Here is a 26,094-nt window from a genome sequence, read left to right on the forward strand (position 1 = left end):
GCCGCGACCTGGAACTAGAAATCCCCGGTCACGAGCTTCCCGGGTTCACAAACCCCGAACCGTGAGCCAAGTCGGGAATCAGACACCACAGCTGAAGGACCCCGAGCTGTATGACAGGCTTCGCAAAGAGGGCGCCTCAGAGTCGAAGGCTGCCCGCATCTCGAATGCGGCAGCGACTGAGGGCCGTTCAGAAGTGAGCCGTCGCGGTGGCGAAGCCGAAGATTACGAGCAGCGCACCGTGCGCGAACTGCGCGGCAGAGCTAAAGAGCTTGGGCTCACGGGCTACTCGGCACTCAAGAAGAGCGACCTAATCCGTTTACTGCGCGATCATTGAGATGGGTGGCCGCGACGCCTTAGTTCTTACGCCCGGTCAGGCTGCGCAGAAGCCAACCGATGACGGCGAGAATCAGCAGCACGATGCCCACCCAGAGCAAGAAGTTCACGGCCTCTACGAGTCCACCGACTACCGCGAGCACGATGGCGATAATGATGATGATGACAAAGAGAATATTCATGCCTCGACGGTAAGCCTGAGGGGCCGACCCCGTACACCCCCTTGCGGTCGGCGCCTGGTTAGGGTTCAAAATCGTCGTGCAGTGAAACTTTGCTCAGCTCAATGATGCCGCTCGGTAGCTTCCAGTAGTGCAGTCTGCGGGCCTGGGGTGTGTGCGACTCTAACGACACTCGCCAGCAGGTCGACCCGTCTTCGCGTCGCACGTACGGATCGCCGCCGCCTGTTCCGGTGCGCAGCTGGTGCAGCTCGCGCGACGCGATATGCGCCGCGCGGTTCATCACCACGTCGGCAACAGCGCGCATGGCTTTGCTGAATGACCGCTCGTCGAGCTGTTCAACACTGGCCGCGAAGCCCGGGCCGATCTCGTAGCGTTTGAGGGGAAACGAGTGCTTATCGGAGGCGGTCGTGCGCGCCACCCACGCGCACACTATCTCGTGGCGCAACCATGATTCGGCATCGGGCCAGTCACTGCGGTGGGAGGCACGATCCGGCCGGATCTCGCTGGGCGAGGCGCTGCGAGCTTCGCGCAGCTCTTGGGTGAGGCGCGAGACCATCAGGCTGAGCTCGGTGCGCCGCTCGCGTTCGCGGCTGAGTTCTGCGCGGGTACTGTTGACCTCGTCTTGGAGCTGGTCGATCGTCTCGTGGTCGGTGCCCGCCCGCATTTCGCGGCTAAAGCGTTCAAAGGCACCGCGCAGCGAGGTGAGCTCATCGCGTACAGCGTGCATGTCGTGCGCCGAGGCCAGAGCGACTGACGCAGTGGCCGCTGGCGAATGCGTTGTCGAGTTGACAGTGCTCTCTAGCGCTAGTGCGTGCAGGTTTTGTTCGGCCATGTTGCCCGGTTCCTGCTGAACGCGGGCGGCACGCGGAGCGTCGGGCTCAGCGTCGGGCAGAGCCGGAGCTTCAGATATCACCTGTGGTGTGGCTCGCTCGGATGCTTCGGGGCATGGCGCATCAACGCCCTCGTGCAACCACGGTGTGCCGTCGCGCAGCAGGGGCAGCGGTGTGACCAGTGCGGCCTCGTGGTCGACGTCGATGAGGGTCAATGCCAGCTCGGCCCCGGTGCGCACTACCCGGGTGCGTACCGTCTGCCCGAGGTGCACGACGTCTGACACGAGCACGCCGTCGTCATCTTCGGCCGGGTCGTCTGCGCCCTTGACCACGTCGCGGCGGCGCAAAATGAAGTGCTCCAGGAGCGGGTGCAGCACGAGCGTGGCGCGACGCTCGGTGACTTTCACGACGCGTGCGAGGGTGATTGAGCCGTCGGTAAACCGGTCGATCTCGTCTTGGGGCGAGGCCGGCTCGGGTGAGAGATGTTTGTCGAGCAGCCAGCCAGAAACGGGAGCGCCCACGACGAGCCCGTCGCCAAGCGAGATTGCAGGTGGCAGCCTGTCGGAGTTAATGAGTGTTTGCCGGCCGTCTGCGAGGCGGGCGACATTGCCTGTCGCGCCCGAGACACGCTCGACGATCGCTTGAGCCCAGACGGGGCGAAGGGAAGGTTCGGCGGAAGGCGCCGCTGTGACCTGCGCAAGCGCGTCATCAACGAGCTCGTCGACGGGGTGCCGGTCAGGAAACCGCAGAATCGAGCGGCGGTAATCGGGGTCTGTGCCAAACGAGGGCGGGTACGAGCGAGCGGTGCCATTAAACACGTGGGCTTTGGGTGGCAGCATCGATTCGAGCGCGTAGGTGAGCGGGCCGGTTAACACAGTCACGACGTCGGCGTCACCGTCTAGCTCATGGGCGACGTGCGCGGGGTCGTACCCGAAGCTGCCCGAGGCATCGACCGTGCTGACGACAACGAGCGGCCGATCCCGCGCATCAAGAATCAACCGAGCGAGCTCGGCCACCTCAGAGCTGTCGTCAAAATGCCTCATGTGCTTAGTGTGTCAGTAACCGGTGACAAAGCGGCGGCGTGGCGTCAGAAAGCCGCTAATCTTGCACGTCGACCCTCCGCGTTGGCACTCGCTAATTTGAGCCAAGAGGACCGCCCTGCTCCAGCCGTTCTGGACGGAAGCTTGCATGTACCAGGCGCGCGTGGGGCGATCCTTGACCTTGCTGCGCAACAGGTCGTGGTGCCCCCACGGGACCGCGAGGAGGAGCTCAGTGGGGATTTCCGCCACAGGCTGCGGCGAAATTTCGGCGGTAACCGGGACGTCTTCACTTTTCGCCACAGGCCGTGGCGAAATCTCGAGATAAGGGTACTCGCGGTAGAAAGCGAGCATTCGATCGATGTTGCGCGCGGAGAGTCCCTTCTCTTCAGGAAACTCGTTACGCAGGGCGCGGGCTAGGTGAGTTGAGTCGGCGTGGTTTTGAGGCTGCACAGGCGGAATGGAAGCTCATCACGGCGACCCATAATCTGTGTAAATTGTGGCGTCATGCCACGAATCGCCCGGTGGGCGGGGTGGTGGGAGCGGCCGGATGAGCAGCGGTAAGGGCGGACCCTTGCCGCTGTAACGGCCCGAGCGACCACATACCGCTCTTGAAGGGCGGTGAGGAGGACACTGCTGGCGTTCGCGGCGGATTTCTCAAGATTAGGGGCGAGGCCGCTGTGTGCGTCTTTCGCATTCAAGCAACACGCTCTTCAGCTAATCGATTGCTTCCTGCGGCAATCATCGGGTGCCAAACGCAGTTCATCCGTGAGGCACGACATCAGACGGACGTGTGCGGCGGCGTGGCGCGAGAAAGCCGCTAATCTAGCACGATGAACGACCGTTACGCGGGTGTGAAGCTGATTCGAGGTCTCACCCACACGCTGCTCGGCGGCATTGTGGGCGGCGTGCTCGGCGCCGCGTTTGTGGTGGGCGTGACCTCGCTCATCAAACTCCTTCTCGACCTGGTGTCACGCCAAGACAACTGGGTGACGCTCGCGGCCCCGTTTGCGGGAGTCACCGTCTCAGCGCTGCTGCTCTACCTGTTTGCGCAGGGCCGCGCAAAACAGCAGCTGGTCGAGCACGAGCTCGCACCGCAGGGGTTCATGGCTTGGCTCCGTGCACCGTCGAATGCGCTGCGGGCAGACCTGACGGGTGATGTGGTGCGAGCCGCGGGGCATGAAGAGCGGTTTCCCTGGCAGTTGGCGCCGTTGCGCGCACTGGCGATCATTTTCACGGTCGGTTCTGGTGCGCCGATGGGCACAGAGTCGCCTGCCGCGCACCTGGGGGTCGCCGCGGGAGCGTCGCTTGGTGGCTGGGGCAAACGACTGGCAGACCTTGCGCGCCCCGCAGCGATAAGCGGTGGCGCAGCTGGTGTCGCCGCTCTCATGGGTTTGCCGCTCGTGGGGCTGGTTTTTATGCTCGAGCTCGGCAGGCGCAATAGTGCCCCCGTCTCGGTGTTGCGAGCGATCGCTGCGGGGCTCGGGGCCACTATCGGCTGGGCGGCGAACGCTTCGCTGCATCTCGACTTCATTCGGTTGATCGCTCCACTGGCGGGGCCCCAGGGCCCCGGCCAAGCACTGCTCATTGCGCTGTTGGTGGGCACAGGAAGTGGGGTCTTTGGGGCCGTGATGGGAGCCGGGATCTACCGCGCCCGGCGCTGGTCATCGAAGCCGCTACTCAAGGTGCTGCTCGGTGGGCTCGCGCTGTTTTGCTGCATCATCTTGATCCGGATCATTGCGGGCCCGGGAGCCGCGCTTGGACCCGGGGGCGGGGCGATTTCGTGGGCTGAGGGCGCTGAAGCGTCGCTGTGGGTGCTGCTTTTGGTCGCGGCGCTGCGGGCGGTGGCGACGATCGCGACGGTGGCAGCGGGCGGTGTGGGTGGGTTGTTTGTGCCGCTGCTCGCAGTGGGCGACCTGGTCGGTCGCGCCTTCGCGCCGACGTTGGCGGCGGCATCGACCCTCGCCGCGTCGGCGGGGCTGCCGGGGCGATTGCGGGCGGGTATCGGCTGCCGTTCACGGCAGTGGGGCTGGTGCTTTCGTTGGGAGGGCCGCTCGGTGCGCGCTTCACAGGTGTAGCGACGGTGCTGGTGGCGGTGGCAGCCAGCATCGTGGTCGGATACCTGCTCGACCGTTTCGATGCTCGCAAACCCCGAGGTAGTGATCGCGAAGCGCTCGCCCGCTAGCAGTGGTAAGGCGATAGGCGGTTAGATACAGGGTAGTTAGAGACCTAGAAGCTTCGCTTTAGCGGCCTCGTACTCGGATTGGGTGATCAGTTCTGAATCAAATAGTTCTTTAAGTTTCGTGAAGGACAGGGTGGCATCCTCTGGCACGTTTGGTTCTTCTTTGGCTGTAGTCGTCGCTTGCGTGCTTGGAGGCACTTGCTGTTGGAGCCCAGCGACACCCATCATTCCTGTCGCCATCGCAAGACCGAACATGCCGTTTGCGCCGTCTCCGCTTTCTCCCGCAGCTTGAAGTCCTGCCGCGACAGAGGCTTGCATATTGGAGTTCCCACGGGCGCCCAGTAAAGCATCCGCGCGCTGCACTGTATCGAGCAGGTCGCGTGTCCGGTCGTTGTACTCAATCCCCAGCACGGCAGTGCTCACGATCTCGAGTCCGCGACCTGAACGCCAGTTGTAGTTCTTCTCAACAATTTCTGCGAGCGACAGCGCGAACCCTGCCGAATCTTGCTGAATCTTCGTCATGCGGTTCCCGCGACTCGGGTCATTCGCATACAGAGAAAAAGCCTGTGAAAGGCTTCCCACAACCTCGTTGAAAAGTTGCTTGGCGGCGTCATTATTCGGGTCGGTGAAATCGAAGATAATGCCAGGTTGCAAGTACTTTGCGGGAACCCAGTTCCGCATAAAAAGGATTGGGTCGGTAATCCTGACGGTGTAGGTGCCTCGAGTGTGTCCGCCTACCTGCGCATTCAGGTAAGCATCATCCCAATAGATCTCCATCGGCGTACCGAATCGGTTATTGGGGAGTTCCTTCAAAGACACGAAAAAAGCGAACTGCTGGGATTGCGGTCGTCCACCAAACTTAAACCGTTCCCAAGACTGCTTTATGAGCGGGCTAACGATTCCATTTCCGGCAAATATCGACTGTGAGTCGAGAGCATCAGAACGCCACTCGTACGCACCTGGCTGTGCTACAAACCCGGTTACACCGCCGTCCTCCATGAGGATGAGGGCGTATCCTTCTGGAACAAGAATCTTGCTCCCGTTCGAGATCACTCCGGCAGACCCCCACAGATTCGCGCCTCGACCGTTGTTCATGCTCTGCTGAACGGCCGCGAACACTGCTGATGTTGGGTGCAGTCCGTCGGGAACCGTGTAAAAGTCTTTCCACTGATCTCCAAACGTGCCACCAATGGCACTGCTCGCTGCACTCAACAATCCCATTGTGTCTCCTTACGAGGGCCTTCTCGATCTCCCTGAAGCCTAGCGCGAGTCCGATGTTCAAGCCTTGTCGATACGCTGTGGCCCAAACAGCTCGCTGGTATTCTCGAGCTATGAGTGCAACTCCTCCACAAGGCTGGTATCCCGATCCAACGGGACGTCATGCTCAGCGATTCTGGGATGGGATCCGTTGGACGGACCATGTTGTGACGGGGAGCTCACGTTCGGTTGATCCGCTCGTGCCTCATGCCCAGCCGATTCAGGTGAAACGGCCTGCCTCTGAGCCCCTGGAAAAAGAGTCTTCATCGATGTTCACCAAGGCTAAAGAGGGGGCACGAGCAGCTGCTCTCGCAGCGATCGGAATGGTATCCGACGTGGCTTCCGTAGGAACTCAAACAAGCGGTAAAAGCCCAGCTGTGAGTTCACCAGCTGCAAAAGGTGCGATGCCTGTGCGAAAAGACGCGGTTCTTCCACGCGCACATGACCCCGCACCGAGAGCAGCAGGCTGGTACCCGGATCCCGGCGTGGAAGGCGGTACTCGTTATTCCGACGGTTCGACGTGGACAGGCGATGTCCGTCCTCCGCGTAGGCCGTTCGCTGCTCCTTGTTCCATGACGCCCATGCAGTACTTGTTGCCCTTCATCGTGCTTATGTTCCTTTTCCTCTCAATAATGGCCGGTGGTGAATCGGGTGACTACAGCGGGGTCTTCTGGGCAAGCTTGGTGCTCGTGCTTGCGCTAGTTGTTTCAGTTTGGATGGGCAGAGGGCGGGGGCCTTCAACGTCTGAAGTCGAGAATCGAATTGCGAGTGAAAAGAAAGAAGCGAAAGCACGACGGCGCGCAGCCAATGTCGCGAGCTTCTTCTCGGGGTTCGGGCGCCGCGCTTCGGGTCCTGCCGGTGCCATAGATTCTCAGGCAGCTACGGTCGCTCAGATCAACGCGATTTCAGACCCTGATACCGCTCGGGCGCTACAGAATCTGCAGAACCTTCTTTACACTCAAGCGCTCACCGATGATGAGTTTCAAGCGGCAAAAGACAAACTTCTCGGCCCGTCCGTGGCAGTCAGTCAAACAGAGCAGATTGAACAGCTCGCCGAGTTGCATCGGCAGGGAGTTCTGGGAGACCTTGAGTTTGCTTCAGCGAAGGCTCGAGTTCTGGGTATTTGAAGCGCTCAGCTATGTACGCTGAAGGGGCTTACGCTCCGTACCAGCGCCGGTTTCGGCGTTCGCGTTTGGCATCTTCTTTATCTGGCTCGCCCTGCTGGAATAGGAGATCTATGGCGACCGGCGCAGTGAGTACGAGGCCCAAGAGGGGATTCTCTAACGTAGGGTGCTTGATCTCAAGCACATAGTTATCTGCTCTAGTCTTCTTCTCTGCTCGCCGACCTGCCCAGGTTCTATGGATCGAAGCGACAACCTGTGCTGAAGCGTCGAACACCGACGCGCGAAAGTTGTGTGGGTCATGAAATTCAATATGGCCGATCGTTGTTTCGGCGACCTCAAGTGCAAGCTTTCTGCTGATTAGGCCGTTCTTTGCGAAACTGCCTGCGTGTGTGCCGTCGGCAAATAGAAGCTCGACCTTGGGCTTGAAGACCTTCGCAGGCCGATTGATCCGATACAAGACTTCGCCTGCATGATCCACGACCTCGAGTTCCCGCTTTCGCGTTGCAGCCGAATGAATAGTGAAGGCTGACAAGAGGTGGTTGTAGCCGGTTTCACGGATCTCACCAAGGGCGCGGCCTTTTTGATCAAACACCTCATATTCAACCAGCTGCTCGAAGCGTTTGGCCTTCTGGTTTATTGCCAGCACGTTCTCCGTGAGCATCGTGCCGCCGCCTCGCCAGCGGTCAGTCTCCGCGTTGACTTTGCGAACCTGACGCGGCACCTTCTTGTTTGTGACGTCGGGGTGATGATCGGAAACCTGACCTGACTTCACTACGTCTAAACGGGGGCTAAGCGGATCCACTGCCTGAATATGTTGAGTGACAACATGATCGGTCCACAGGCTCCCATCCCAATACCGGAGGTCATGGCGTTTGGTCGGATCTGGATACCAATTCGCCGGAACTGTTTCAGCCACGCTCAACAGACTAACTGAAGCTCGGCAAAACCAGACAGGGCGCGAAACGTCGCAACCGAAATTGGCGGTTTGGCGAAGAGCGCGCAATTTAAAGTTGCTGGCGGCACTGTCCGTCTGTCCATAAGCTCCGTCCTGAATTTGTGCCAAGAGATCGGCACTGCCAACACCGTTGAGCGTGGTTCCCGAACTGTGCGCTTAGGCCGAGATTGCTTGCAAGCGTGGGATGCGCGCCAACTCCGTGGCAGTGATCGCGAAGCGCTCGCCCGCTAGCAGTGGTAAAGGCGGTGGGTGTACGCGGTCATATACTGGACGCCGTACGAACCAAAATAGACGGGCTTGGGAGGACTTTTGGATCGAGAGAGGGCCACGCGACGCGCGAGCACTACAGTAAGGTCGGGCCGGGAGAAGCGGCGTGGGCGAGTGACGGGTGCGGTCGCGTTTGGCGCGGCCGCAGTGACAGGGCTAGCGTTCTCGCTGATGTCGATGCCTGCCGCGATGGCGGCCCCCGGGTCGATGCAAATCACCGACGATGCCAGTTGGTTTGCGGCCATTGAGGCCGCCAATGCCGGATCAGGGGCGATGGTGCGAGCGGAGCTTGACGCAGATGTCTACGCTTCGACCTTCTCCCTGGAGCAGGTGACGCTCGAGCGGGGCACGCTGCTGCTAGACCTCAACGGGCACGAACTCGTGCTGACCACGTTCGCTACAGGTGAGCCTGGATTCGTGATCTCGGCCGGTGCGGTGCTGAGCGTTTCGGGGGCCGGGGAATTACAGGTGTTTGCTGGCGGCGGCGGCGAGGGTGTGAACGCCGCCAATGGTGCACCGGGCGAGCTGGGCGAGAACGGGGGTGACGCGGCTGTCGGGCACGACGGCTATGGCGGCGATGGTGGCGGTGGCGGTGGCGGTGGCGCAGGCTTCGACGGCGACTCCGGCACGCTTGGTGGTATCGGGCTCGTCAATGAGGGTGCGCTTGTTATTGCCGACATGAACCAGACCAAATTTACGGCCACGGGCGGCGACGGCGGTATCGGTGGGGCTGGCGGTATGGGCGGCATCGGTGCCGCAGCAGGCAACGGTGGCGCCGGCGACGGCACGGGCGCTGGTGGCCACGGCGGTGACGGTGGCGCAGGTGGTGCTGGCGGCAATGGTGGCGCCGGCGGTGACGGCGGAGCGGGGTACGCCGGCCAGGGCAGCATCTTGATGCTCGCCTACGATGTCCCCGATCTTAACGCTTCACCCTTTGTTGGGGGTGGATCTGGGCTTCCTGGCTCAGGCGGTGCGGGTGGCCAGGGCGGCGGAGCCGGTGTCGGCGGCGCGGGTGGCGAGCATGGTGTGTCGGGGCTCAATGGCTCCGCGGGCCATCTCGGATCCAATGGAACTGCCGGCAATAACGGCGTTGATGGCGATAGTGGCTGGGAGCTGTACGACTCTGTCGATTTTCTTGCAGGTGACCTCACCACTATTGATGTGAGTGGGACTGGGGTGCTGCTCGGCGAAACGACCTTCGCGCTGGCCAGCTGCACCACGGGCGCAATCGGAAACGTGGCGACGCTCGCAACGCGGGCAGAGCTCGATTTTCTGCTGCGCGACGGCTACACCTTCGCCGGGTGGGGCAGCATGGTGACGGACTCATCAGGCACAGGGCTCGTTTTGCCGGCCCTAGACGATGTCGTCGATGCGGATACTCCCGTGTGTGGATCGGTCGCGATCGGTGAACCCTGGGGCTCTGTGTGGGCTAAAAACGCTGAACCAGAAAATCCCGATGGTGATAGTGACGGCGACGACGCAAACGGAAACCCAGACGGCACGACTCCCGGCCAGGGCAACGGCAACGAGCAAACGAAGAAGCCTGCGGTGAGTGGTGTCGCTGGAGTGGCGAATCAGGGCGGGGAGGCGCTTGCCCACACCGGGCAGGCGGTCAGCCCGCTCGCACCGGGTGGCGGAGCTCTTGTGCTCGCTGCGATCGGTGGCGGACTGATCTGGTGGCGTAGGCGCACTGCATAGACACTGCGGGGCCAAAGCTGGTGGTTATGCGTGCTCATAACCACCAGTTTTGGCCCCACGCGTGGCCTCGGGTGGGCGCTGAAAGTTACATAGGTCTGCTCGAGTCTCCGAGGTTCGACTAGCATCGTGAACACTTGATGATGCGTAAGTGCTCAATGCGGAGTACGCTGGGGGCATGAACAGCATGACAGTGAACCCGGCGCACCTGTCGAATGACGACTGGGCGCGCATGCGCGCGTTCCTAGAGTCGGCGAAGAAGCACGGTGAGGTAGTTGACTTCTCCACCCGTGTAGAGCTGCTGACTCCTTCCGAGGTTGCCAAGCGGTTGGGGATGTCTCGGTCTACGGTGCTTCGTCGGATCGCTGACGGTGATATCCGGGCTACCAAAGTCGGCACCCACCACCGCATCCCGCTGAATGAGTACGAGCGATACAGTCGCGAGCTGATGCGTCGCATGGCGGAAGCGTCCGCTGTCGATACCGACGCCGAGTTGTTCGGTGAGTGAAGCGCCGCTACTCTTTTTCGACGCCAATGCGCTCGCCTCGCCGGTCACCCGAACGCTGCTGATCGCAGGTTCGCGTTCGGATGGTCTGCGGTGGACGTGGTCGAAGCGTGTCGAGGTCGAAGCCGCTCGACACGCTCGTGGATCTCGCGGCGTATGGGATGAGCGCGGTGAACCCCGACTATTTCATGGCATCGCGGTTCAGCGAGCAGGCATACATAGAGGGCATCGATCTGCTCGCATCCGTGCAGCAGAACCCGGCTCGCACCGCGGCCGAGATTCACCGCATGCTTGGGCGCAGGCACCCTCGCCTGGTCACGCAATTTGCTGGCGCCTACGACTCGACACCGGTACTGCCCGACCCAGACCAGCCGAGCACGATCTTCCGAGGAATGGCCTGTGTCCGCTGCGAGGCGTGTCTTGACGACGCGGCGGGTTTGCAGTTCGGGCTGTGCCCCGAGCGCAGGGTTCTCTAACTGAACATCTGCGCATCACCTCGACCAACGCCTTGAACATACGCACGGGTTCGTTGGAGAGATAGAGCATTGAGTAGCTGACGATCCAGCAGCAGTCAATCCTGCGATGGCCGGGAGCAACACAATGCCAGCAAACAAAAAAATCACCCCCGACTCGAAAGTCGGGGGTGATTACTGGGGTGGACGACGGGACTTGAACCCGCGGCCACCGGCACCACAAGCCGGTGCTCTACCAACTGAGCTACGCCCACCATGCTGTTCCTTCTCGCCGGGGCGATTGGGGCAACATGTAAGAGCATAACTCATGCCGACCAGGCCTCGCCAAATCGCGTGCACCTCGCGCGCGCCGCGCCTGCGCGGGGGCTGCACGCACAAAGTCTTCACCCGCGCGGCAGCGCATTCTGTGTAGTGTGAAGACATGCTCGAGATATCGCCAGAGGAATTCGAATCGATGGTCGCCGACGGCCTCGATTCGCTGCACGATGACATGATGCAACAGCTCGACAATGTCATCTTTATGGTCGAAGACAAACCAGAAGATGGCAGCGACACCCTCGGCATCTATGACGGCTTCTCGCTCGCCGAACGCAATGTCTATGGGTACGGCGAGCAGCCCGACCGCATCGTGCTGTACCGCGAGAACCTCATCGCACACAGCGCAGACAGAGACGAGCTTGTGCGCGAGATTCGCATCACGCTCGTGCACGAAATCGCGCATTTCTATGGCATCACAGAAGCGCGCATTCACGAACTGGGGTGGGGATAATGCGGGCAGAAGCGACCACGCTCGATCGCGCAGAAAGTGCGGCGCCTACGGGCCGGGTGTCTCCGGGCGCTCATCTGGCCGATCAGGCAGAGCGCCAGCGCGAGCCCGTGTGGCAGACGGTGGTGTGGGACGACCCGGTGAACCTCATGTCGTATGTCGCGTACGTGTTCAGGCGGCACTTTGGGTTCGACGAGGCGCGCTCTGAACAGTTGATGCTGCAGGTGCACAACCAGGGCCGCGCTGTCGTGGCCGAGGGCACTCGCACCGCGATGGAGCTGCACGTTGAAGCGATGCACGAGTACGGCCTGTGGGCCACCGTTCAGCAGGGAGGAGCCTCATGAGAATCGCGCCGCTTCCGGGCGGTGGCCTGCGCCTCACGCTCGAGATCGAAGAGGCGGCGATGCTCGATCAGCTCGTCACCCAGCTCACCCAGCTGCTGCAGGGCCACAGCAAGACAGCGCTCGATCCGGATCCTTTGTTTGCGAGCCTCGAAGTGGGCGGTACCGAGGAGCTGCCCGAGGATCCGGCGCTGGCGCGACTGTTTCCTGACGCGTACGAGAGCGCCGATGACGCTTCGGCGTACCGCCGGGTCACCGAGCAAGGGCTCGTGAATCGCAAGCTGCAAGACGCGATGCGCGTCACGGCTGATCTGGGGCTGGGGGCCGGCGTGCCCGATGACGCGCACGACGTGACGGTCGATATTACGCCCGAGTCCCTGCCCGCCTGGGCGCGCACGCTCACGGCGCTGCGGCTGGCGATGGCGGCCCGGATCGGGCTCGAGTCGGCCGAGGACCATGATCTACTGTCGGATCAAGAGTCCACGCGCGGCACGGTGCTCGTGTTCGACTGGCTCGCCGCGATCCTTGATTCGGTGCTCGCCGTCATGAAGTAACCGCTCGAGATGTACCCCCGCAATCAAAGGAGATAGCACGATGAAGAAACTCATCAACGGCCCGGGCACGGTGCTCGTCGACTCGCTGAAGGGGGTCGCTGCCGCGCACCCCGAGCTGAGCGTCGACCTTGACACCTGCGTGATCACGCGCACCGACGCCAAGGCGGCAGGCAAGGTGGCGATCGTTTCGGGCGGCGGCTCGGGCCACGAACCCCTGCACGGCGGCTTTGTGGGGGAGGGCATGCTTGATGCGGCCGTGGCGGGCGAGATTTTCACGTCGCCCACGCCCGACAAGATTCAGGCCGCTACCGTTGCCGTAGACCGGGGTGCTGGCGTCTTGCACATCGTGAAGAACTACACGGGTGACGTGCTCAATTTCGAGATGGCGGCAGAGCTCGCCGAGCTCGAGGGGGTCGAAGTGGCGAGCGTCCTGGTAGCCGACGATGTGGCGGTGCAGGATTCACTGTTTACGGCTGGCAGGCGTGGGGTGGGGCTCACGGTGCTGCTCGAGAAGATCGTGGGGGCGGCGGCCGAAGAGGGGCAGAGCCTGGCCGAGGTTACGGCGCTCGCACAGCGGGTGAGCGAGCGCGGCCGGTCGATGGGCATGGCGCTCACCAGCTGCACGGTGCCCGCGGCGGGCAAGCCCACCTTTGACCTGCCCGAAGACCAGATGGAGATCGGCATCGGTATTCACGGTGAGCCCGGGCGGCACCGTGAGCCGATCGCCGGGGCCGCTGACATCGCACAGCAGTTGCTCGCACCGATCCTCGCCGACCTTGACGCGCGAGGGCCCGCCATCGTGATGCTCAACGGCATGGGGGCCACCCCGCAAATTGAGTTGTATCTCATGTACGCCGAGGTGGCCGCGCTGCTACAGGAGGCGGGGGTCACCGTCGCCCGAAATCTCGTCGGCAACTACATCACCTCGCTCGATATGGCCGGGTGTTCGGTCACCGTGCTCGCCGCCGACGACGAGATGCTGCGGCTGTGGGATGCACCCGTGGTCACGCCCGGCCTACGGTGGGGTAAGTGATGGCCAGCACCACGCTCACCACCTGGATCGACCTGTTTTGTGCCGGTGTAGAAACAAACCGTGACTGGCTGACCGAACTCGACTCGGCCATCGGTGACGCAGACCACGGCAGCAACATGGCCCGCGGCATGGAGGCTGCCGCCGCAAAGGCCGCGGCCCTCGCGGAGGCCGCGGGTGGCCCCGTAGCGGCGAACGAGCTGCTCAAAGCGGTGGGTATGACCCTCGTCAGCTCCATCGGCGGTGCGAGCGGCCCACTGTATGGCACCTTCTTTTTGCGGGCCGCGGTCGCGGCGGGCCCCGTAGCGGAGCCCAGCGCCAGCGAGCTCGCGGCGGCCCTGCGCGCGGGGCTTGACGGGATCATGGCGCGCGGCAAGGCCGTGCCGGGGGACAAGACGCTCGTCGACGCGATGGCGCCGGCCGTGGAAGCGTTCGAAGCGGCGGCGGGGAGCGGAGACAGCGCGGGGACCGCGGCGCAGGCTGCCGCTACCGCTGCGCAAGCGGGGCGCGACGCGACCGCACCTATGGTGGCGCGCAAGGGGCGCGCCAGCTACCTGGGTGAGCGCAGCGCGGGTCACATCGACCCGGGCGCCGCTTCCACCGCCCTCCTGTTCGAAGCCCTCGCCGCCGCGACGGCCGCCACAGCACAGCGTGCAAAGTGACCGGGCGCACGAAGTGATGGGCTACGCATCGTGATTGGCATCGCATCGTGATTGGCATCGTCGTCGTCTCACACAGCGCCAGCTTGGCCGCCGCGGCGGTCGAGCTCGCCCTGCAAATGGTGCCCGCGGGCGGCACACTCATGAAGGTCGCGGCCGGCGCAGGGGTAGACGGGGCCGGTCTTCCCGTGCTCGGCACCGACGCGATGGCCGTGGCAGACGCGATTGACGCACTCGCGCAAGACCCAGGCTGCACCGGCATCGTCGTGCTCATGGACCTGGGCTCCGCCGTGCTGAGCGCCGAGCTCGCGCTCGAACTGCGCGTAAGTGACACCCAGGCCCGGCTCGTGGGAGCCCCGTTCGTCGAGGGGCTCCTGACCGCGACGGTGTCGGCGGCGAGCGGCGCCTCGCTCGACGAAGTCGCGCACGAAGCGGCGCACGCGCTCACCGCTAAAGCGGAGCAGCTGGGCGAAGCACCCACGCAAGCCGAGACGCCCGCGAGAGCTGGGGCGCCCACGCAAGCCGACAGCGCGCCAACGGGTGGTCTCACGCTCGGGGCGGGTGATGATCCGGATCACACCCCCGCCGCGCACACGACAGTGACCGTGCGTAACGCGTTGGGCATTCACGCCAGGCCCGCCGCGCTCATCGCGGAGGCGTCGCGGGCAGCGCGCGTCACGCTGCGCAAGCTGCCGGGCGGGGTAGCGGTAGGCGCTGCGAGCCTCACGCGGCTGCTCACGCTGGGAGCTCGGCAGGGCGACGAGATCGAGCTCACCGCGACGGGCAGCGAGGCTGCCGCCACCCTCGCCGCGCTCGAACGGTTATTCGATGAAGGGTTTGGGGAGGCGGTTGAAGCCGCCGCGCCCCAGACGCGCGCGCCCCAGACGCGCGCGCCCCAGCCCCAGCCAGTCAGTCAGCAGACGCCGGGGGCACTGCCAGAGCAGAGCGCGTCGCCAGAGGAGAGCGCGTCGCCAGAGGACGGGACGCTGCAGGGGCGCGGTGTGAGCGGGGGAGCCGCCGCCGCGCAGGTCGTGCAGCTTCTGGCAGTGACACGCGAGCCCTCGGCCACGCCGATCGCGCCCGACGAGCGCGCAGGCGAGGCCCGCGTGCTCGCCGCCGCCGCTCGGCAGGCGGGCGAAGACCTCGGTACGCTTGCGGACGCAGCCGAGGGACCCGCCCGCGCGATCCTCGAGGCCGCCCGCCTCATCGCCACAGACCCAGAGTTGCTCCAAGACGCGACCGCGCGTATCAACGACTCCGCCGTGACGGCCGCCCGCGCCATCTGGGAGGTGACCGCTTTGACCGCGCAGCAGCTGCGCGCACAGGGCGACCGCGCCGGGGAGCGCGTCACCGACCTGTACGACGCCCGCGACCGCATCATCGCGCAGCTCACGGGGCAGCCTGGCACTCGTCTTCCCACCCAATCGTCACCGTATGTGCTGGCCGCCACCGACCTCGCCCCCGCTGACGCCCACGCCCTCGCGGGCTCAGGCTGCGTCGCCCTCGTCACCGAACAGGGCGGCCCCACCTCACACACCGCGATCATTGCGCGCTCGCTCGGGCTGCCCGCCGTCACTAACGTGGCGGGCGCTACCCTTATCGCTGAGGGTGTCACTGTGCTCGTCGACGGCGACACCGGGGTGATCGAGCTGCACCCCACTGCTGAACGCCTCGCCCGGCTCAAGGAGACCGCCTCTGGGGCTTTCGGGGCTTCAAGAGCCGCGCCTGAGTTCTCTGGCGTCGCGAGGCTCGCGAGCGGTGAGACCGTGCAACTTCTCGCAAACGTCGGCGGTGGCGCAGAAGCCGAGCAGGCCGCCAGCGCCCACGCGAACGGGGTCGGGCTGTTTCGCACCGAGTTCTGCTTTCTGCAGCGCGACACCGCGCCCACGGTAGACGAACAGGTCGCAGAATACCTGCGCGTGCTCACCCCTTTCGCCGGTAGTGTCGACGGTAGCGTCGACGGTAGTGACGCCGGTCGCGTCGCCGGTAGTGACGCCGGTAGCGACGCCGGTCGCGTCGCCGGTCGCGACGCCGGTCGCGACGCCGGTCGCGACGCCGGTCGCGACGCCGGTCGCGACGCCGGTCGCGTCGCTGGTAACAAGGTCGTCGTGCGCACCCTCGACTCGGGCAGCGACAAACCACTCCCGTTCGCATCGCTTAGCCACGAAGACAACCCGGCGCTGGGGATCCGCGGGCTACGCACGTCGTGGCAGCAGCCAGACCTGCTCGATGACCAGCTGCGCGCCCTCGCGCTCGCCGCAGCGCAGGCTCAGGCCGAGGTCTGGGTGATGGCACCCATGATCGCGACGCTCGAAGAAGCGGCAGAGTTCGTGCAGCGGGCGCGTGCCGCTGGGCTTGCGCGCGCAGGGGTGATGGTTGAGACGCCCGCGGCGGCGGTCATGGCGCGCGAGCTGTGTGAAGTCGTCGACTTTGTGAGTATCGGCACGAATGATCTCGCGCAGTACACGATGGCCGCCGACAGATTGTCTCCCGCGCTCGGCCACCTCAACGACCCGTGGCAGCCCGCAGTGTTGCGGCTCATCGGCCAGATTGGGGCGGCTGGCCAGGGCGCGGGCAAACCGGTGGGTGTGTGCGGTGAAGCCGCCGGCGACGCATTGCTCGCGCCCGTGCTGCTGGGGCTCGGGGTGACGAGTCTGTCGATGACTCCGCGTGCGCTGGGAACGGTGGAGCGGTCGCTCGCGCAATACAGCCGCGACGACTGCGAACGCATGGCCGAGGCGGCGCTCGGTGCGCGCACTGTGGCAGAAGTGCGGGAGGTGGTCGCTGCCTGGTCTGCGGGTGGGGTTATTGAGTAACGGTCTGAAATTTACGCCAAGCGACGAGCCTAGAAGCTCCACTCGTGGTCTGGGTTTGCCAGCGCCGCGGCTGTTTCCTTAACATTGCTCAGATCTTTAAACGGCGACGAGGTTGCCAAACGAACGACCGATTCGAGGCCCAGTGCCAGAGCCTCCATGTTATTTGTGTCGAGTGCAGTGTCGACGACAGCGAACAGTTTTGTAAAGTTGTCGGCGCGCTCATCAAATGAACGGTCAAGGTAGTCCTGTAAGAGCTGGTGTTCTGCTTTGAGCTGAGCGATCGCGACGTCACGGTCTGCCGCGATGCTGAGTCGTTTGGTGACCTGAGCCTCCTCGAACTTGCGCACCTCGCCCGCGATCATCACAAGCCGCATGACCGCGTCGGCGACCTGCTGCGGGGAGTTGATTGCATCGGCCGCGATGCCCCGCACCGAACGCTCTGTGTCGGCAACGAACGCATCGCCGTCGAGATACCGCGCGTCATCGGCGGGGGCCTCGAAGGAGCTTTCGTCATGCGGCGCGTTGGCGTCGGGGCTCGAGTCTGGGTTCGCGTCGGCATCGGAATCGGCAGCTAGAGCGGCGGGGCTGGCCGTGAAATGCCCGGCCACCTTCTGTGCAGCCCAAGCGATGCCTTGATCACCGAACTGATCGTATAGGGCCACAAAGACCCGCTTATAGTTCTCGTTCATCGTCAGATCTCCGTGTTCAAAACTGTGCGCACGCGCGTGCTGATGGTCAAGCTTTCGTCAGTGAGTGCCCCGTCGTCATCAAGCAAGGGCACCTGTGCGAGCTCGACCATCGTCTTCACGAGCACTCCGCACTGGCTGAACAGGCTCGCATGATTCGTGTTCGCCGCGTCGAAGGTAGGCACAAGCTCCTCCAGCTCGGAAAGTAGCGGCGCGATGCGATCACGCAATTCGGTGGTCACCAGTGAGAGCTCATCGACGCGCGCGATGATGCCGCCCATCACCAACCAGGCGTTTTCTAGCCCCGCGACAGCGAGCGCTGCTTCCTTCTGGTACTCCTTCGCTTCGGTGAGTTTTCTGGCGTAGTGCGTGGAGACGAGCACTCCAGCGGCCAATAGGACCACGCCGGCGGTGGCACCCACCGTGATCCCAGTGAGCACCGCGGCCCCGGCAGCCATTCCGCCACCGCCCGCGGCCAGGCTGCCGCCGCCGAGCCATGCGAGCACAGCGTTTGATGCGGCTGCGCCCGACAGTGTTGAGATGGCGGTGCCAGTCGAGGCGGTGGCCGCCATGCCGACCGCGCTCGTTACGAGGGCAGGGGTGCCGAACACGGCGGCTAGGCCGAGCGTTCCGGTTGCGGCAGTGTTACGCAGGGTTTGCGAGACGGTCATGTCAACCCTGGCCATTGACTCGAGGCTCTGCGTGTCGATGCCCACCCCATCGAGCAGTTCGTACTCGTTGACGCGATTGCGCTGGTTCAGATCGCGCAGAATCTGCAAGAAGCGGCCCAGTGTATCGTGCAGGGACTCGAGACGTAGGGCTCCGAATTGCTCAATATTCGTATACAACTGAGCGCGGTGCTCTTCTGTGAACGCTTCGGCAGCGGCCACATACTCCTCAGAAACGCGTTGGAGCTCAACCGTTTCACGGCGGTCCTGGAGTCCCTGAATACCCGTCGCGGTCTTGCCCAGCTTGGCCACGGTGTTGCGGCTCGTGCGAAACACGTCATTGTCGCCTACGCGCGCTGCGCTGCGCACACGGTCCGTCGCCTTGCGTGTCGCACCACGGTAGTCGAAGCCGGCTACCTTCTTGCCCGCGCCCGCCACCGCGTCCCGTGCGCCGTTCGCAGAATTTGCGAGGTCTTCTCGGTCGAAATCGGTGACCTTCTGCCATGCTTTTCCAGCCCCGGCCAGTACTCGCTTCGCGGCGATCCCCGCGTCGTCGAAGCCGAGCTTGCCATCACCCGAGAGATCAAGCCGAGCTGGGAAGGCCTGCGCTTCGGCCCACATCTTCGTTGCCACGTTCTCACGTGAGATGCCTTCAGCCGCCGCCTTCTGGGTGGCGTAAGCATCGACGGTGAAATCAGGAAAGTCGCGATCCATGATCGCTTGAAACTCTTCTTGGGCAGTGCCGAACGTTTCTTGGGCGAGAGCGAAACGCTCTGAAGAAGTGAGCGCGTCGTCTAGCTGCGTCGCCGGATCGTCGTGTTTCTGAGGTGAACTCATGACGCTATCTTATGGCCCCGAAGCGATGAGGAGTGTGGTGTTATCTGCCGTACTGGGTAGGGTGTACGCCCCGCTGGTCAAAACAACCCTCGGAGTTGATACGTTGAATGCATAGCGAAGGAGGTGCCGGCGTTGAGCGAAACCCGCAGCGCGACCAGACTCTTACTCTCAGACGTTGACGGCACCCTCGTTACGAGTGACAAGCGGCTCACCGACTCCGCGGTGCATGCGGTGAGAAAACTTCGCGACGCGGGCATCTTGTTTGCGATTGCGAGCCCGAGCACATCGTCACACCGATCTGTGCACTCATCGCATCGTATGAGTTTGATGAGTGTCTCTATCGCGAACCTGACTGGTGGGTGGCGACCGGGCCGCGAAGGCGGTCGAACGGCTTATTCTGCCGCGCCACGTGGTTGATGAAGGCGGTGTGGTCTGCGAGCGAGGTGGGGCAGGCATGCATAGGTTGCGGCCACCCGTGTCCCAGGTCTCGGGCATACTCAATAGGGGCACGCGCACATAGCGCGCGAGCACGAGAAGCAAGAAGAAGGACTCCCTGTGACGAGCAACAACCACGCCGCGTTTATCTGGTCGATCGCCGACCTGCTGCGCGGCAGCTTCAAAGCGCACCAGTACGGTGACATCATTCTGCCGTTCACGGTGCTGCGGCGCCTCGACGCAGTGCTCGAGCCCACCAAACAGGCGGTCTACAGTGCGGTCATCGAAGCGAAAGAGCAGCAACTTCCGGTACGGCCGGCGCTACTCAAGAAGAAGGCGGGGCACGAGTACACGTTCTGGAACGAGTCGCGCTTCGATCTCGAGTCCACGCTCGGTGATAGCGAGAACCTCGCCGACAACCTTCTGCAGTACGTAAACAGCTTCAGCGAAAACGTGCGCGACATCTTTGTGAAGTACAAGATCGAAGATCGCATCGCCGAGCTCGAAGAGCACGGGCTCCTCTTCTTGGTGACGCAGCGTTTCGCAGAGGTCGACCTGTCGCCCGCGAAGGTGCCCAACGAAGAGATGGGCCACATCTTTGAAGAGCTGATTCGCAAGTTTGCTGAGGCGTCGAACGAGACCGCTGGTGAGCACTTCACCCCGCGAGACGTGATCGAGCTGATGGTCGACCTGCTGCTGTCGCCCGACGCCGAGGCGCTGACCACACCGCACATTGCCCGTTCGATCTACGACCCGACGGCCGGCACCGGCGGCATGCTGAGCGTCGCAGAAGACCACATCAGAAACATGAACCGCACGGCGACGCTGACCCTTGCGGGCCAAGAGATCAACCCGCAGTCGTATGCGATTTGCAAGGCCGACATGACGGTGAAGGGGCAGTCGGTCGACGCGATCGTGTTTGGCGACACCCTGCTCAGCGACGGACACGACGGCAGCACATTCAACTACGGCCTGTCGAACCCGCCATTTGGGGTGGACTGGAAGAAGCAACAGAAAGACGTGATCGACGAGCACGAGCGTCGCGGGTTCGCGGGCCGATTCGGGCCGGGGCTGCCGCGTGTCTCTGACGGCTCGATGCTGTTTCTCATGCACTTGATCTCGAAGATGCGCCCAGCAGACGAGGCCGGTGCCGGTGGCCGCGCGGCAATCGTGCTCAACGGTTCGCCGCTGTTTACGGGCGGGGCGGGCTCGGGCGAGTCGAACATTCGCAAGTGGATTCTTGAGCGTGACCTGCTCGACGCGATCGTGGCGCTGCCCACCGACATGTTCTACAACACGGGCATCGCGACCTACGTGTGGATCCTTGACTCGGCCAAGAGCGCGGAGCGCAAGGGCAAGGTGCAGCTCATCGACGGCACGAAGCTGTTTCGCAAGATGCGCAAGGGCTTGGGGTCGAAGCGTAACGAGCTGGGCGAGGCCGATATCGCTGAGATCGCGCGCAGCTACGGCGCGTTCGAAGAGTCGAAGGTGTCGAAGATTTTCGATCGCGAGGCGTTCTGGTATCGCACCATCACGGTCGAGCGCCCGCTGCGGCTCAACTGGGCGCTCACGAGCGAGCGGCTGCGCACGGCGAACGAGGTGAAGGCGATCGCGAAGCTGAAGCTTACGTTCCCCGATCCTGCCGCTGCCGCTGTCGGTTTTGCTGTGGAGCCCACGACCGACCGTGCCGCGTTCACAAAGACGGTCAAGCAGTACCTTGCCGCGGCCGAGATCACCCTCTCTGCGGCGCAGCTCAAGGCGTTTGTGGCGGCGCTGTCTGTTCCGGATCCCGATGCGCCGGTCGTGCTCGACGCGAAGGGGAGGCCCGAGCCAGACACCTCACTGCGCGACACCGAGAACGTGCCGTGGGGTGAAGACATTCACGAGTATGTCGCGCGCGAGGTGACGCCGTTTGCGCCCGACGCTTGGGTGGATGAAGCGAAGACGAAGGAGGGCTGCGAGATTCCCTTCACAAGGCACTTTTACGAGTACGTGCCGCCGCGCCCGCTCGCAGAGATCGACCGCGACCTTGATGTGGTGCTCGGTCGCATTCGCGCCCGCCTCGAGCAGGTGCGCGCGTGAACCTGCATCCGATCCCTGCGAAATGGATGCTACGCGGGATCAAAGCCAGTTCTGGCCTAATCAAAGGTCAAGCTTCGTCGGTGCCGGGCGATAACCTGGTACCGGGCTTTAGTGCGTCTGGTCAGGATGTTTGGTTTCCCGCAAGTTACGCGACGGCCAGCGGGCCTGGGATCATACTGAGTGCAGTGGGCGCTCGATGCGGCAAAGTGTTCCTTTCTGAACTGCCGCACTGGGGTACCGTTGCGAATACGGCCTCGTGGGGCATCGCTCAAGGTTGGAGTCCACGGTTTGTTTGGTATGTCCTTAATGATGAACAATTTTGGCTGAAAGGTGGCGCAGCACAACCCTATGTGTTGGTCCCCGAATCACTTTCTAAACCAGTTGTGAATTTTGATCTTGAAGACCAAACCGCAATCGCAGCGTTTCTGGATCGTGAGACGGCGGAGATCGACGCGTTCATCGCCGACCAAGAAGAACTCATCGCACTGCTGACCGAGCGCCGCGCCGCGACGATCTCGCACGCCGTCACGAAGGGCCTCGACCCCTCCGCCCCCATGAAAGACAGCGGCGTCCCGTGGCTAGGTGAAGTGCCAGAAAATTGGTCGATAGGACAAGCAAAGCACTACGGGGAAATCAGTCTTGGAAAGATGCTCCAAGACAAACCATCCCGTGACGCTCAGATCAAGGCGCCATACTTGCGGGCTGCAAACGTGCAGCCTGGAGGAGCTTTGGCGCTCGAGAGCTTGAAAGAGATGTACTTCTCGGCGTACGAACTTGGAAGACTTCAACTTCTACGAGGCGACGTAATAATCGTCGAAGGAGGGGTAGGTGGCTTTGGCCGCGCTGCACATGTCGATCAAGATTTTGACGGGTGGGGATTTCAGAACTCCATCATTCGCTTGCGACCCACGGGACGAGTGATTTCCGGACGGTTCGTTGCATACCAGTTCATTCATTTGAGAGAAGTGGGCTACATCGAGATGGCGGCGAGTGTCACCTCGATGCCACATTTCACTGTGGACAAAGTCTCTAAAACGGAAGTTGCTTGGCCGCAATTGTTGGAACAAGAACTAATATCCGACCATCTCGATCGTGAGACTGCAGAGATTGACGCGACGATTGCAGATGCGCGTGAGGCGATCGCTTTGTCGAAGGAGCGCCGCGCCGCGCTCATTTCAGCCGCTGTCACTGGCAAGATCGATGTGAGGCAGCACGGTTCACGCGCTCACGAAGGGGTCGAGTAATTGGGCATTCAGCATGAGGTCACGTTCGAAGACGAGATCGTCGCACACCTAGCCGCCCACGGCTGGGAGTACTCACCCAACGACGACGGTTACGACAAGACTCGAGCCCTCTTCCCTGCAGACATCTTCGCGTGGCTTGAAGAAACCCAGCCCACTGAGCTTGAGAAGATCCTTAAGCCGGGGGCTTCGGCTGTGCAGCACGAGAAGGCACGAGCACAGCTGCTTGACCGCATCACCAAGGTGCAGGCCACCGACCCCATCAACGGTGGCGGCACCCTCAACGCACTGAAGAAGCCGGTGCGGGAGTCGAACGCGAAGTTCTCTCTGTTTCAGGCGAAACCGACGGTCGTCCTCGATCCCAAAGTGGGTGAACGCTACGCCGCGAACCGGCTGCGCGTAATGCGCCAGGTCGAGTACTCCACCAAAAATGGCAATCGCATCGACCTTGTGCTGTTTGTCAACGGGCTGCCCGCCGCGACGATCGAGATCAAGACAGATCTCACCCAAAACGCGAAAGCCGGGCTCAAACAGTATGAGAAAGACCGGCTGCCGGCGGGCGAGCCGCTGCTCGAGTTTGGGCGCGGCGCGCTCGTGCACTTCGTCGTCTCAAACGAGCTGATCTACATGACCACCAAGCTCGACGGCAAGAACACGCGCTTCTTGCCGTTCAACCGCGGCAACAACAACGGCGCCGGTAACGACCCGATCGAGGACACGAGCCCCACCGCCTACTTCTGGCAAGAAACCCTCGAACGCGAGGCCTGGCTCGACTTGCTCGGTAGGTTCTTGCATTACCGCTTCGACGAGAAGCGCGACCCGATCGATGGCAAGAAAACCTACGACCGTTCACTGCGGTTTCCCCGCTACCACCAGTGGCGCGCCGTCACGAAGCTTGAACGCGCGGTGCTGAGCGAGGGCGTGGGGCACAACTACCTGATTCAGCACTCCGCAGGCTCAGGCAAGACTGACTCGATCGCCTGGACCGCCCACCGTCTCGCTTCCCTGCATGGCCCGGCAGGCACCTCAGGCGTTGAACACAAAATGTTTGACGGAGTCATCGTGGTGAGTGACCGGCAGGTGCTCGACGGGCAACTGCAGCGCGCCGTCGAACAGCTCGAAACCACAGCGGGAGTGTTTGAACCGATCACCCGCGGCGGCGAAGACTCCAAATCGAAACAACTCGCCAAAGCGCTCATCGCACGCAAACAAATCATCGGTGTCACCCTGCAGACGTTTCCGCACGCGATAAAAGAGATCGAGGCGAACGAGGGGCTCCGCGGTAGACGCTACGCCGTCATCGCCGACGAAGCGCACTCCTCCCAGTCGGGCGAAGCCGCAGCCTCCCTCAAGCAGCTCCTCACTGCGGGTCTTGGGAATGATCCGGATCAAGATGTGAGCATCGACGCCGAAGACGTGCTCGCCGATCTCATGGCGCGCAAAGTGGGCATCGGCACGATCTCGTTCTTCGCGTTCACCGCTACGCCCAAGAGTAAAACACTCGAGCTGTTTGGCCGTGAAGACGAGAGCGGAAAGCCCCGCGCGTTCGACCTGTACTCGATGAAGCAGGCGATTGAAGAGGGCTTCATTCTTGACGTGCTCAAAAACTACCTGCCCTATGACCTCGCATTCACGATCGCGCAGGCGGGGGAGCGCGACAAAGAGGTCGACGTGTCGAAGGCGAACTCTGAGGCGATGCGGTGGGTGCGACTGCACCCCTACAACATCAGCCAGAAGGTCGCCGTGATCGTCGAACACTTCAGAGCCAATGTGCGCCGAGAGCTCGGCGGCCGGGCCAAAGCCATGGTGGTCACCGGGTCACGCAAAGAGGCCGTGCGCTACAAGCTCGCGATCGACGCGTACGTGAAAGAACGCGGGCTTGAACAGCAGGTGGGCGCGCTCGTCGCGTTTTCGGGTGACGTGGACGACCCCGAGTCGGGGCCCGAGAAGTTCACCGAGGCGAACCTCAACCCCGGGCTGAAAGGACGCGCGCTCGAAGACGCGTTTCGGGGTGACGAGTATCAGGTGATGATCGTCGCGAACAAGTTTCAGACGGGGTTCGACCAGCCGCTGCTCGTGGGCATGTACGTCGACAAGAAGCTCTCTGGCATCACCGCCGTGCAGACGCTGTCGCGCCTCAACCGGGTGATCCCGGGCAAAGAGAACACGTATGTCATCGACTTTGTGAATGAACCGGCCGATATTCTCGAGGCGTTCCAGACGTACTACGAAGATGCCGTGCTGCAGACGGAGTCTGACCCAAACGTGGTGCACGACATGCTGGGCAAACTGCAGTCGATGGGCATTATCGATCAGTACGACATTGACGGTGTCGCCGACGCGTGGCTCAACAAAACGAGCCACAACCAGCTCTACTCGCGCATCACTACGTCGAAGCAGCGGTTCAAGGATCGCTTAAAGGCGGCGCAGTTCGACGAAGACGACCTCGAACTGGGGCGCCTCGAGGAGTTTCGGGGCACCGTGAATGCGTTTGTGCGCGCCTACGACTTCTTCTCGCAGATTCTCGATTACGGCGACACAGATATCGAGAAGTGGGCGATCTTCTTGCGCGTCTACCGCCGTGTGATCGCACCCGAAGAAACCGCGGCTGCCTCGATCACCTCAGACGACATCGTGCTCACCCACTACCGGTTGCGCAAGCTTGAATCGGCCTCGCTCGCGCTCAGCCCAGGCGCGCCGGGTGAGCTGGCAGGGATCACGGCCGCGGGCTCTGGTGCGCCGCGCGAGACCAAGTACGGTCTGCTGCAGGAGGTGATCGATCGCATCAACACGCTCTTCACGGGCACCGGTGTCGACGAGGTCGACGCGGTGGGTGTGACCGAGTCGGTGCTGCGACACATTGTTGAAAACGACGCCGTGCAGGCTGAAGCTATGGCCAACACCGCAGTGGATTTCAACGCGTCGCCGACAATTGCGATTGAACTCGAAGAGGCAATCTACGCTTCGGGGATTGGTCACGGGGCCGGCATCAAGGCGCTGCTGCAAATGGAAGACCTGGCGCCGCTCGCGCAGGTGCTCATCGACATGGGGTTGCACGCGCGGGCCCGCGCTGCGGCGACCGCTGCTGTTGGAAGGTAGGAGCGGATCTGCGCCCCGGCGAGAATACCTCGTCAGTCGAGAC

At 62.8% G+C, this 26,094-nt stretch carries 23 protein-coding genes, 1 tRNA gene and 1 pseudogene; 17 read left to right on the forward strand and 8 right to left on the reverse strand.

Annotated features, from left to right (window positions below; genetic code table 11):
- The first annotated feature begins 61 nt into the window (after positions 1 to 61).
- Complete coding sequence (locus tag ACXR2T_RS10700) at positions 62 to 334, forward strand: DUF7218 family protein (RefSeq protein WP_458839445.1); 273 nt, start codon at positions 62 to 64, stop codon at positions 332 to 334.
- Positions 335 to 353: 19 nt separating this feature from the next.
- Here ACXR2T_RS10700 and ACXR2T_RS10705 read toward each other — a convergent pair whose 3' ends face one another.
- From ACXR2T_RS10705 to ACXR2T_RS10715, 3 genes are read right to left on the reverse strand one after another with little or no spacing between them, the layout of a single operon-like run.
- Positions 354 to 515 (reverse strand): hypothetical protein, encoded by a 162-nt coding sequence (locus tag ACXR2T_RS10705; RefSeq protein ID WP_458815649.1) that lies wholly within the window; start codon positions 513 to 515, stop codon positions 354 to 356.
- A gap of 58 nt (positions 516 to 573) precedes the next feature.
- Entirely contained in the window at positions 574 to 2,385 is a 1,812-nt protein-coding gene (locus tag ACXR2T_RS10710) for a hypothetical protein (protein WP_458839443.1), read from the reverse strand.
- A gap of 12 nt (positions 2,386 to 2,397) precedes the next feature.
- Positions 2,398 to 2,832 carry a DUF1016 N-terminal domain-containing protein gene (locus tag ACXR2T_RS10715; RefSeq protein ID WP_458839441.1) on the reverse strand — a complete coding sequence of 145 codons (435 nt, stop codon included), beginning with the start codon at positions 2,830 to 2,832 and terminating at the stop codon, positions 2,398 to 2,400.
- 380 nt (positions 2,833 to 3,212) lie between these two features.
- Between ACXR2T_RS10715 and ACXR2T_RS10720 the strand changes: the two genes are divergently transcribed.
- On the forward strand, positions 3,213 to 4,457 hold the full coding sequence (locus ACXR2T_RS10720) for a chloride channel protein (RefSeq protein WP_458839439.1): 1,245 nt from the start codon (positions 3,213 to 3,215) through the stop codon (positions 4,455 to 4,457).
- Positions 4,458 to 4,600: 143 nt separating this feature from the next.
- Here the strand turns inward: ACXR2T_RS10720 and ACXR2T_RS10725 are convergent, their stop codons facing one another.
- Positions 4,601 to 5,782 carry an SHOCT domain-containing protein gene (locus ACXR2T_RS10725; RefSeq protein ID WP_458839437.1) on the reverse strand — a complete coding sequence of 394 codons (1,182 nt, stop codon included), beginning with the start codon at positions 5,780 to 5,782 and terminating at the stop codon, positions 4,601 to 4,603.
- Positions 5,783 to 5,892: 110 nt separating this feature from the next.
- On the opposite strand from ACXR2T_RS10725, the pseudogene ACXR2T_RS10730 reads away from it, so the two are divergent.
- Both ACXR2T_RS10730 and ACXR2T_RS10735 read left to right on the forward strand, forming a co-directional pair.
- Positions 5,893 to 6,366, forward strand: a pseudogene (locus ACXR2T_RS10730) (DUF2510 domain-containing protein); the annotation flags it as partial.
- 33 nt (positions 6,367 to 6,399) lie between these two features.
- Positions 6,400 to 6,945 (forward strand): SHOCT domain-containing protein, encoded by a 546-nt coding sequence (locus tag ACXR2T_RS10735; protein ID WP_458839450.1) that lies wholly within the window; start codon positions 6,400 to 6,402, stop codon positions 6,943 to 6,945.
- Between the two features lie 28 nt (positions 6,946 to 6,973).
- Here the strand turns inward: ACXR2T_RS10735 and ACXR2T_RS10740 are convergent, their stop codons facing one another.
- Positions 6,974 to 7,858 (reverse strand): phospholipid scramblase-related protein, encoded by an 885-nt coding sequence (locus ACXR2T_RS10740; RefSeq protein ID WP_458839435.1) that lies wholly within the window; start codon positions 7,856 to 7,858, stop codon positions 6,974 to 6,976.
- Between the two features lie 420 nt (positions 7,859 to 8,278).
- Between ACXR2T_RS10740 and ACXR2T_RS10745 the strand changes: the two genes are divergently transcribed.
- From ACXR2T_RS10745 to ACXR2T_RS10755, 3 genes are all read left to right on the forward strand, one after another.
- Positions 8,279 to 9,862, forward strand: coding sequence for a hypothetical protein (locus ACXR2T_RS10745; RefSeq protein WP_458839433.1), 1,584 nt, complete (start codon positions 8,279 to 8,281; stop codon positions 9,860 to 9,862).
- Positions 9,863 to 10,037: 175 nt separating this feature from the next.
- Positions 10,038 to 10,367, forward strand: a complete 330-nt coding sequence (locus ACXR2T_RS10750; protein ID WP_458839432.1) for an excisionase family DNA-binding protein — start codon at positions 10,038 to 10,040, stop codon at positions 10,365 to 10,367.
- Between the two features lie 107 nt (positions 10,368 to 10,474).
- Positions 10,475 to 10,840 (forward strand): hypothetical protein, encoded by a 366-nt coding sequence (locus ACXR2T_RS10755; RefSeq protein ID WP_458839430.1) that lies wholly within the window; start codon positions 10,475 to 10,477, stop codon positions 10,838 to 10,840.
- Positions 10,841 to 11,015: 175 nt separating this feature from the next.
- Here the strand turns inward: ACXR2T_RS10755 and ACXR2T_RS10760 are convergent.
- A tRNA-His gene (locus ACXR2T_RS10760) sits at positions 11,016 to 11,091 on the reverse strand.
- A gap of 167 nt (positions 11,092 to 11,258) precedes the next feature.
- On the opposite strand from ACXR2T_RS10760, the gene ACXR2T_RS10765 reads away from it, so the two are divergent.
- Genes ACXR2T_RS10765 through ACXR2T_RS10790 form a run of 6 tightly spaced genes read left to right on the forward strand, consistent with a single transcriptional unit; the run spans position 11,259 to position 17,003 of the window.
- Entirely contained in the window at positions 11,259 to 11,606 is a 348-nt protein-coding gene (locus ACXR2T_RS10765; RefSeq protein WP_458839428.1) for a metallopeptidase family protein, read from the forward strand.
- Positions 11,606 to 11,947, forward strand: coding sequence for an ATP-dependent Clp protease adapter ClpS (gene clpS, locus ACXR2T_RS10770; protein ID WP_458815663.1), 342 nt, complete (start codon positions 11,606 to 11,608; stop codon positions 11,945 to 11,947). Before ACXR2T_RS10765 ends, clpS begins: the two co-directional genes overlap by 1 nt.
- Positions 11,944 to 12,498, forward strand: a complete 555-nt coding sequence (locus ACXR2T_RS10775) for a DUF2017 family protein (protein ID WP_458815665.1) — start codon at positions 11,944 to 11,946, stop codon at positions 12,496 to 12,498. Before clpS ends, ACXR2T_RS10775 begins: the two co-directional genes overlap by 4 nt.
- 40 nt (positions 12,499 to 12,538) lie before the next feature.
- Positions 12,539 to 13,531 (forward strand): dihydroxyacetone kinase subunit DhaK, encoded by a 993-nt coding sequence (gene dhaK, locus ACXR2T_RS10780; protein ID WP_458839426.1) that lies wholly within the window; start codon positions 12,539 to 12,541, stop codon positions 13,529 to 13,531.
- Positions 13,531 to 14,190: a dihydroxyacetone kinase subunit DhaL gene (gene dhaL / locus ACXR2T_RS10785; RefSeq protein WP_458815669.1), complete on the forward strand. Its 660-nt coding sequence runs from the start codon at positions 13,531 to 13,533 to the stop codon at positions 14,188 to 14,190. Before dhaK ends, dhaL begins: the two co-directional genes overlap by 1 nt.
- Before the next feature lie 47 nt (positions 14,191 to 14,237).
- A complete protein-coding gene (locus ACXR2T_RS10790) occupies positions 14,238 to 17,003 on the forward strand; it encodes a phosphoenolpyruvate--protein phosphotransferase (RefSeq protein WP_458839424.1) in 2,766 nt (921 codons plus the stop codon).
- A gap of 29 nt (positions 17,004 to 17,032) precedes the next feature.
- Here ACXR2T_RS10790 and ACXR2T_RS10795 read toward each other — a convergent pair whose 3' ends face one another.
- Positions 17,033 to 17,692, reverse strand: a complete 660-nt coding sequence (locus tag ACXR2T_RS10795; protein WP_458815673.1) for a hypothetical protein — start codon at positions 17,690 to 17,692, stop codon at positions 17,033 to 17,035.
- A 2-nt stretch (positions 17,693 to 17,694) separates the two neighbouring features.
- Positions 17,695 to 19,194 carry a hypothetical protein gene (locus ACXR2T_RS10800; protein ID WP_458815675.1) on the reverse strand — a complete coding sequence of 500 codons (1,500 nt, stop codon included), beginning with the start codon at positions 19,192 to 19,194 and terminating at the stop codon, positions 17,695 to 17,697.
- A gap of 123 nt (positions 19,195 to 19,317) precedes the next feature.
- Here ACXR2T_RS10800 and ACXR2T_RS10805 point away from each other — a divergent pair, with 123 nt between their 5' ends.
- The 4 genes from ACXR2T_RS10805 to ACXR2T_RS10820 all read left to right on the forward strand — a co-directional run bounded on the left by ACXR2T_RS10805 (position 19,318) and on the right by ACXR2T_RS10820 (position 26,051).
- Positions 19,318 to 19,611, forward strand: a complete 294-nt coding sequence (locus ACXR2T_RS10805; RefSeq protein ID WP_458815677.1) for an HAD family hydrolase — start codon at positions 19,318 to 19,320, stop codon at positions 19,609 to 19,611.
- Between the two features lie 138 nt (positions 19,612 to 19,749).
- Positions 19,750 to 21,711, forward strand: coding sequence for a type I restriction-modification system subunit M (locus ACXR2T_RS10810; RefSeq protein ID WP_458815679.1), 1,962 nt, complete (start codon positions 19,750 to 19,752; stop codon positions 21,709 to 21,711).
- A complete protein-coding gene (locus tag ACXR2T_RS10815; RefSeq protein ID WP_458815681.1) occupies positions 21,708 to 22,955 on the forward strand; it encodes a restriction endonuclease subunit S domain-containing protein in 1,248 nt (415 codons plus the stop codon). Before ACXR2T_RS10810 ends, ACXR2T_RS10815 begins: the two co-directional genes overlap by 4 nt.
- On the forward strand, positions 22,956 to 26,051 hold the full coding sequence (locus tag ACXR2T_RS10820; RefSeq protein ID WP_458839422.1) for a type I restriction endonuclease subunit R: 3,096 nt from the start codon (positions 22,956 to 22,958) through the stop codon (positions 26,049 to 26,051).
- Positions 26,052 to 26,094 lie beyond the last annotated feature (43 nt).

It is taken from the genome of Leucobacter faecis (genome assembly GCF_054456635.2).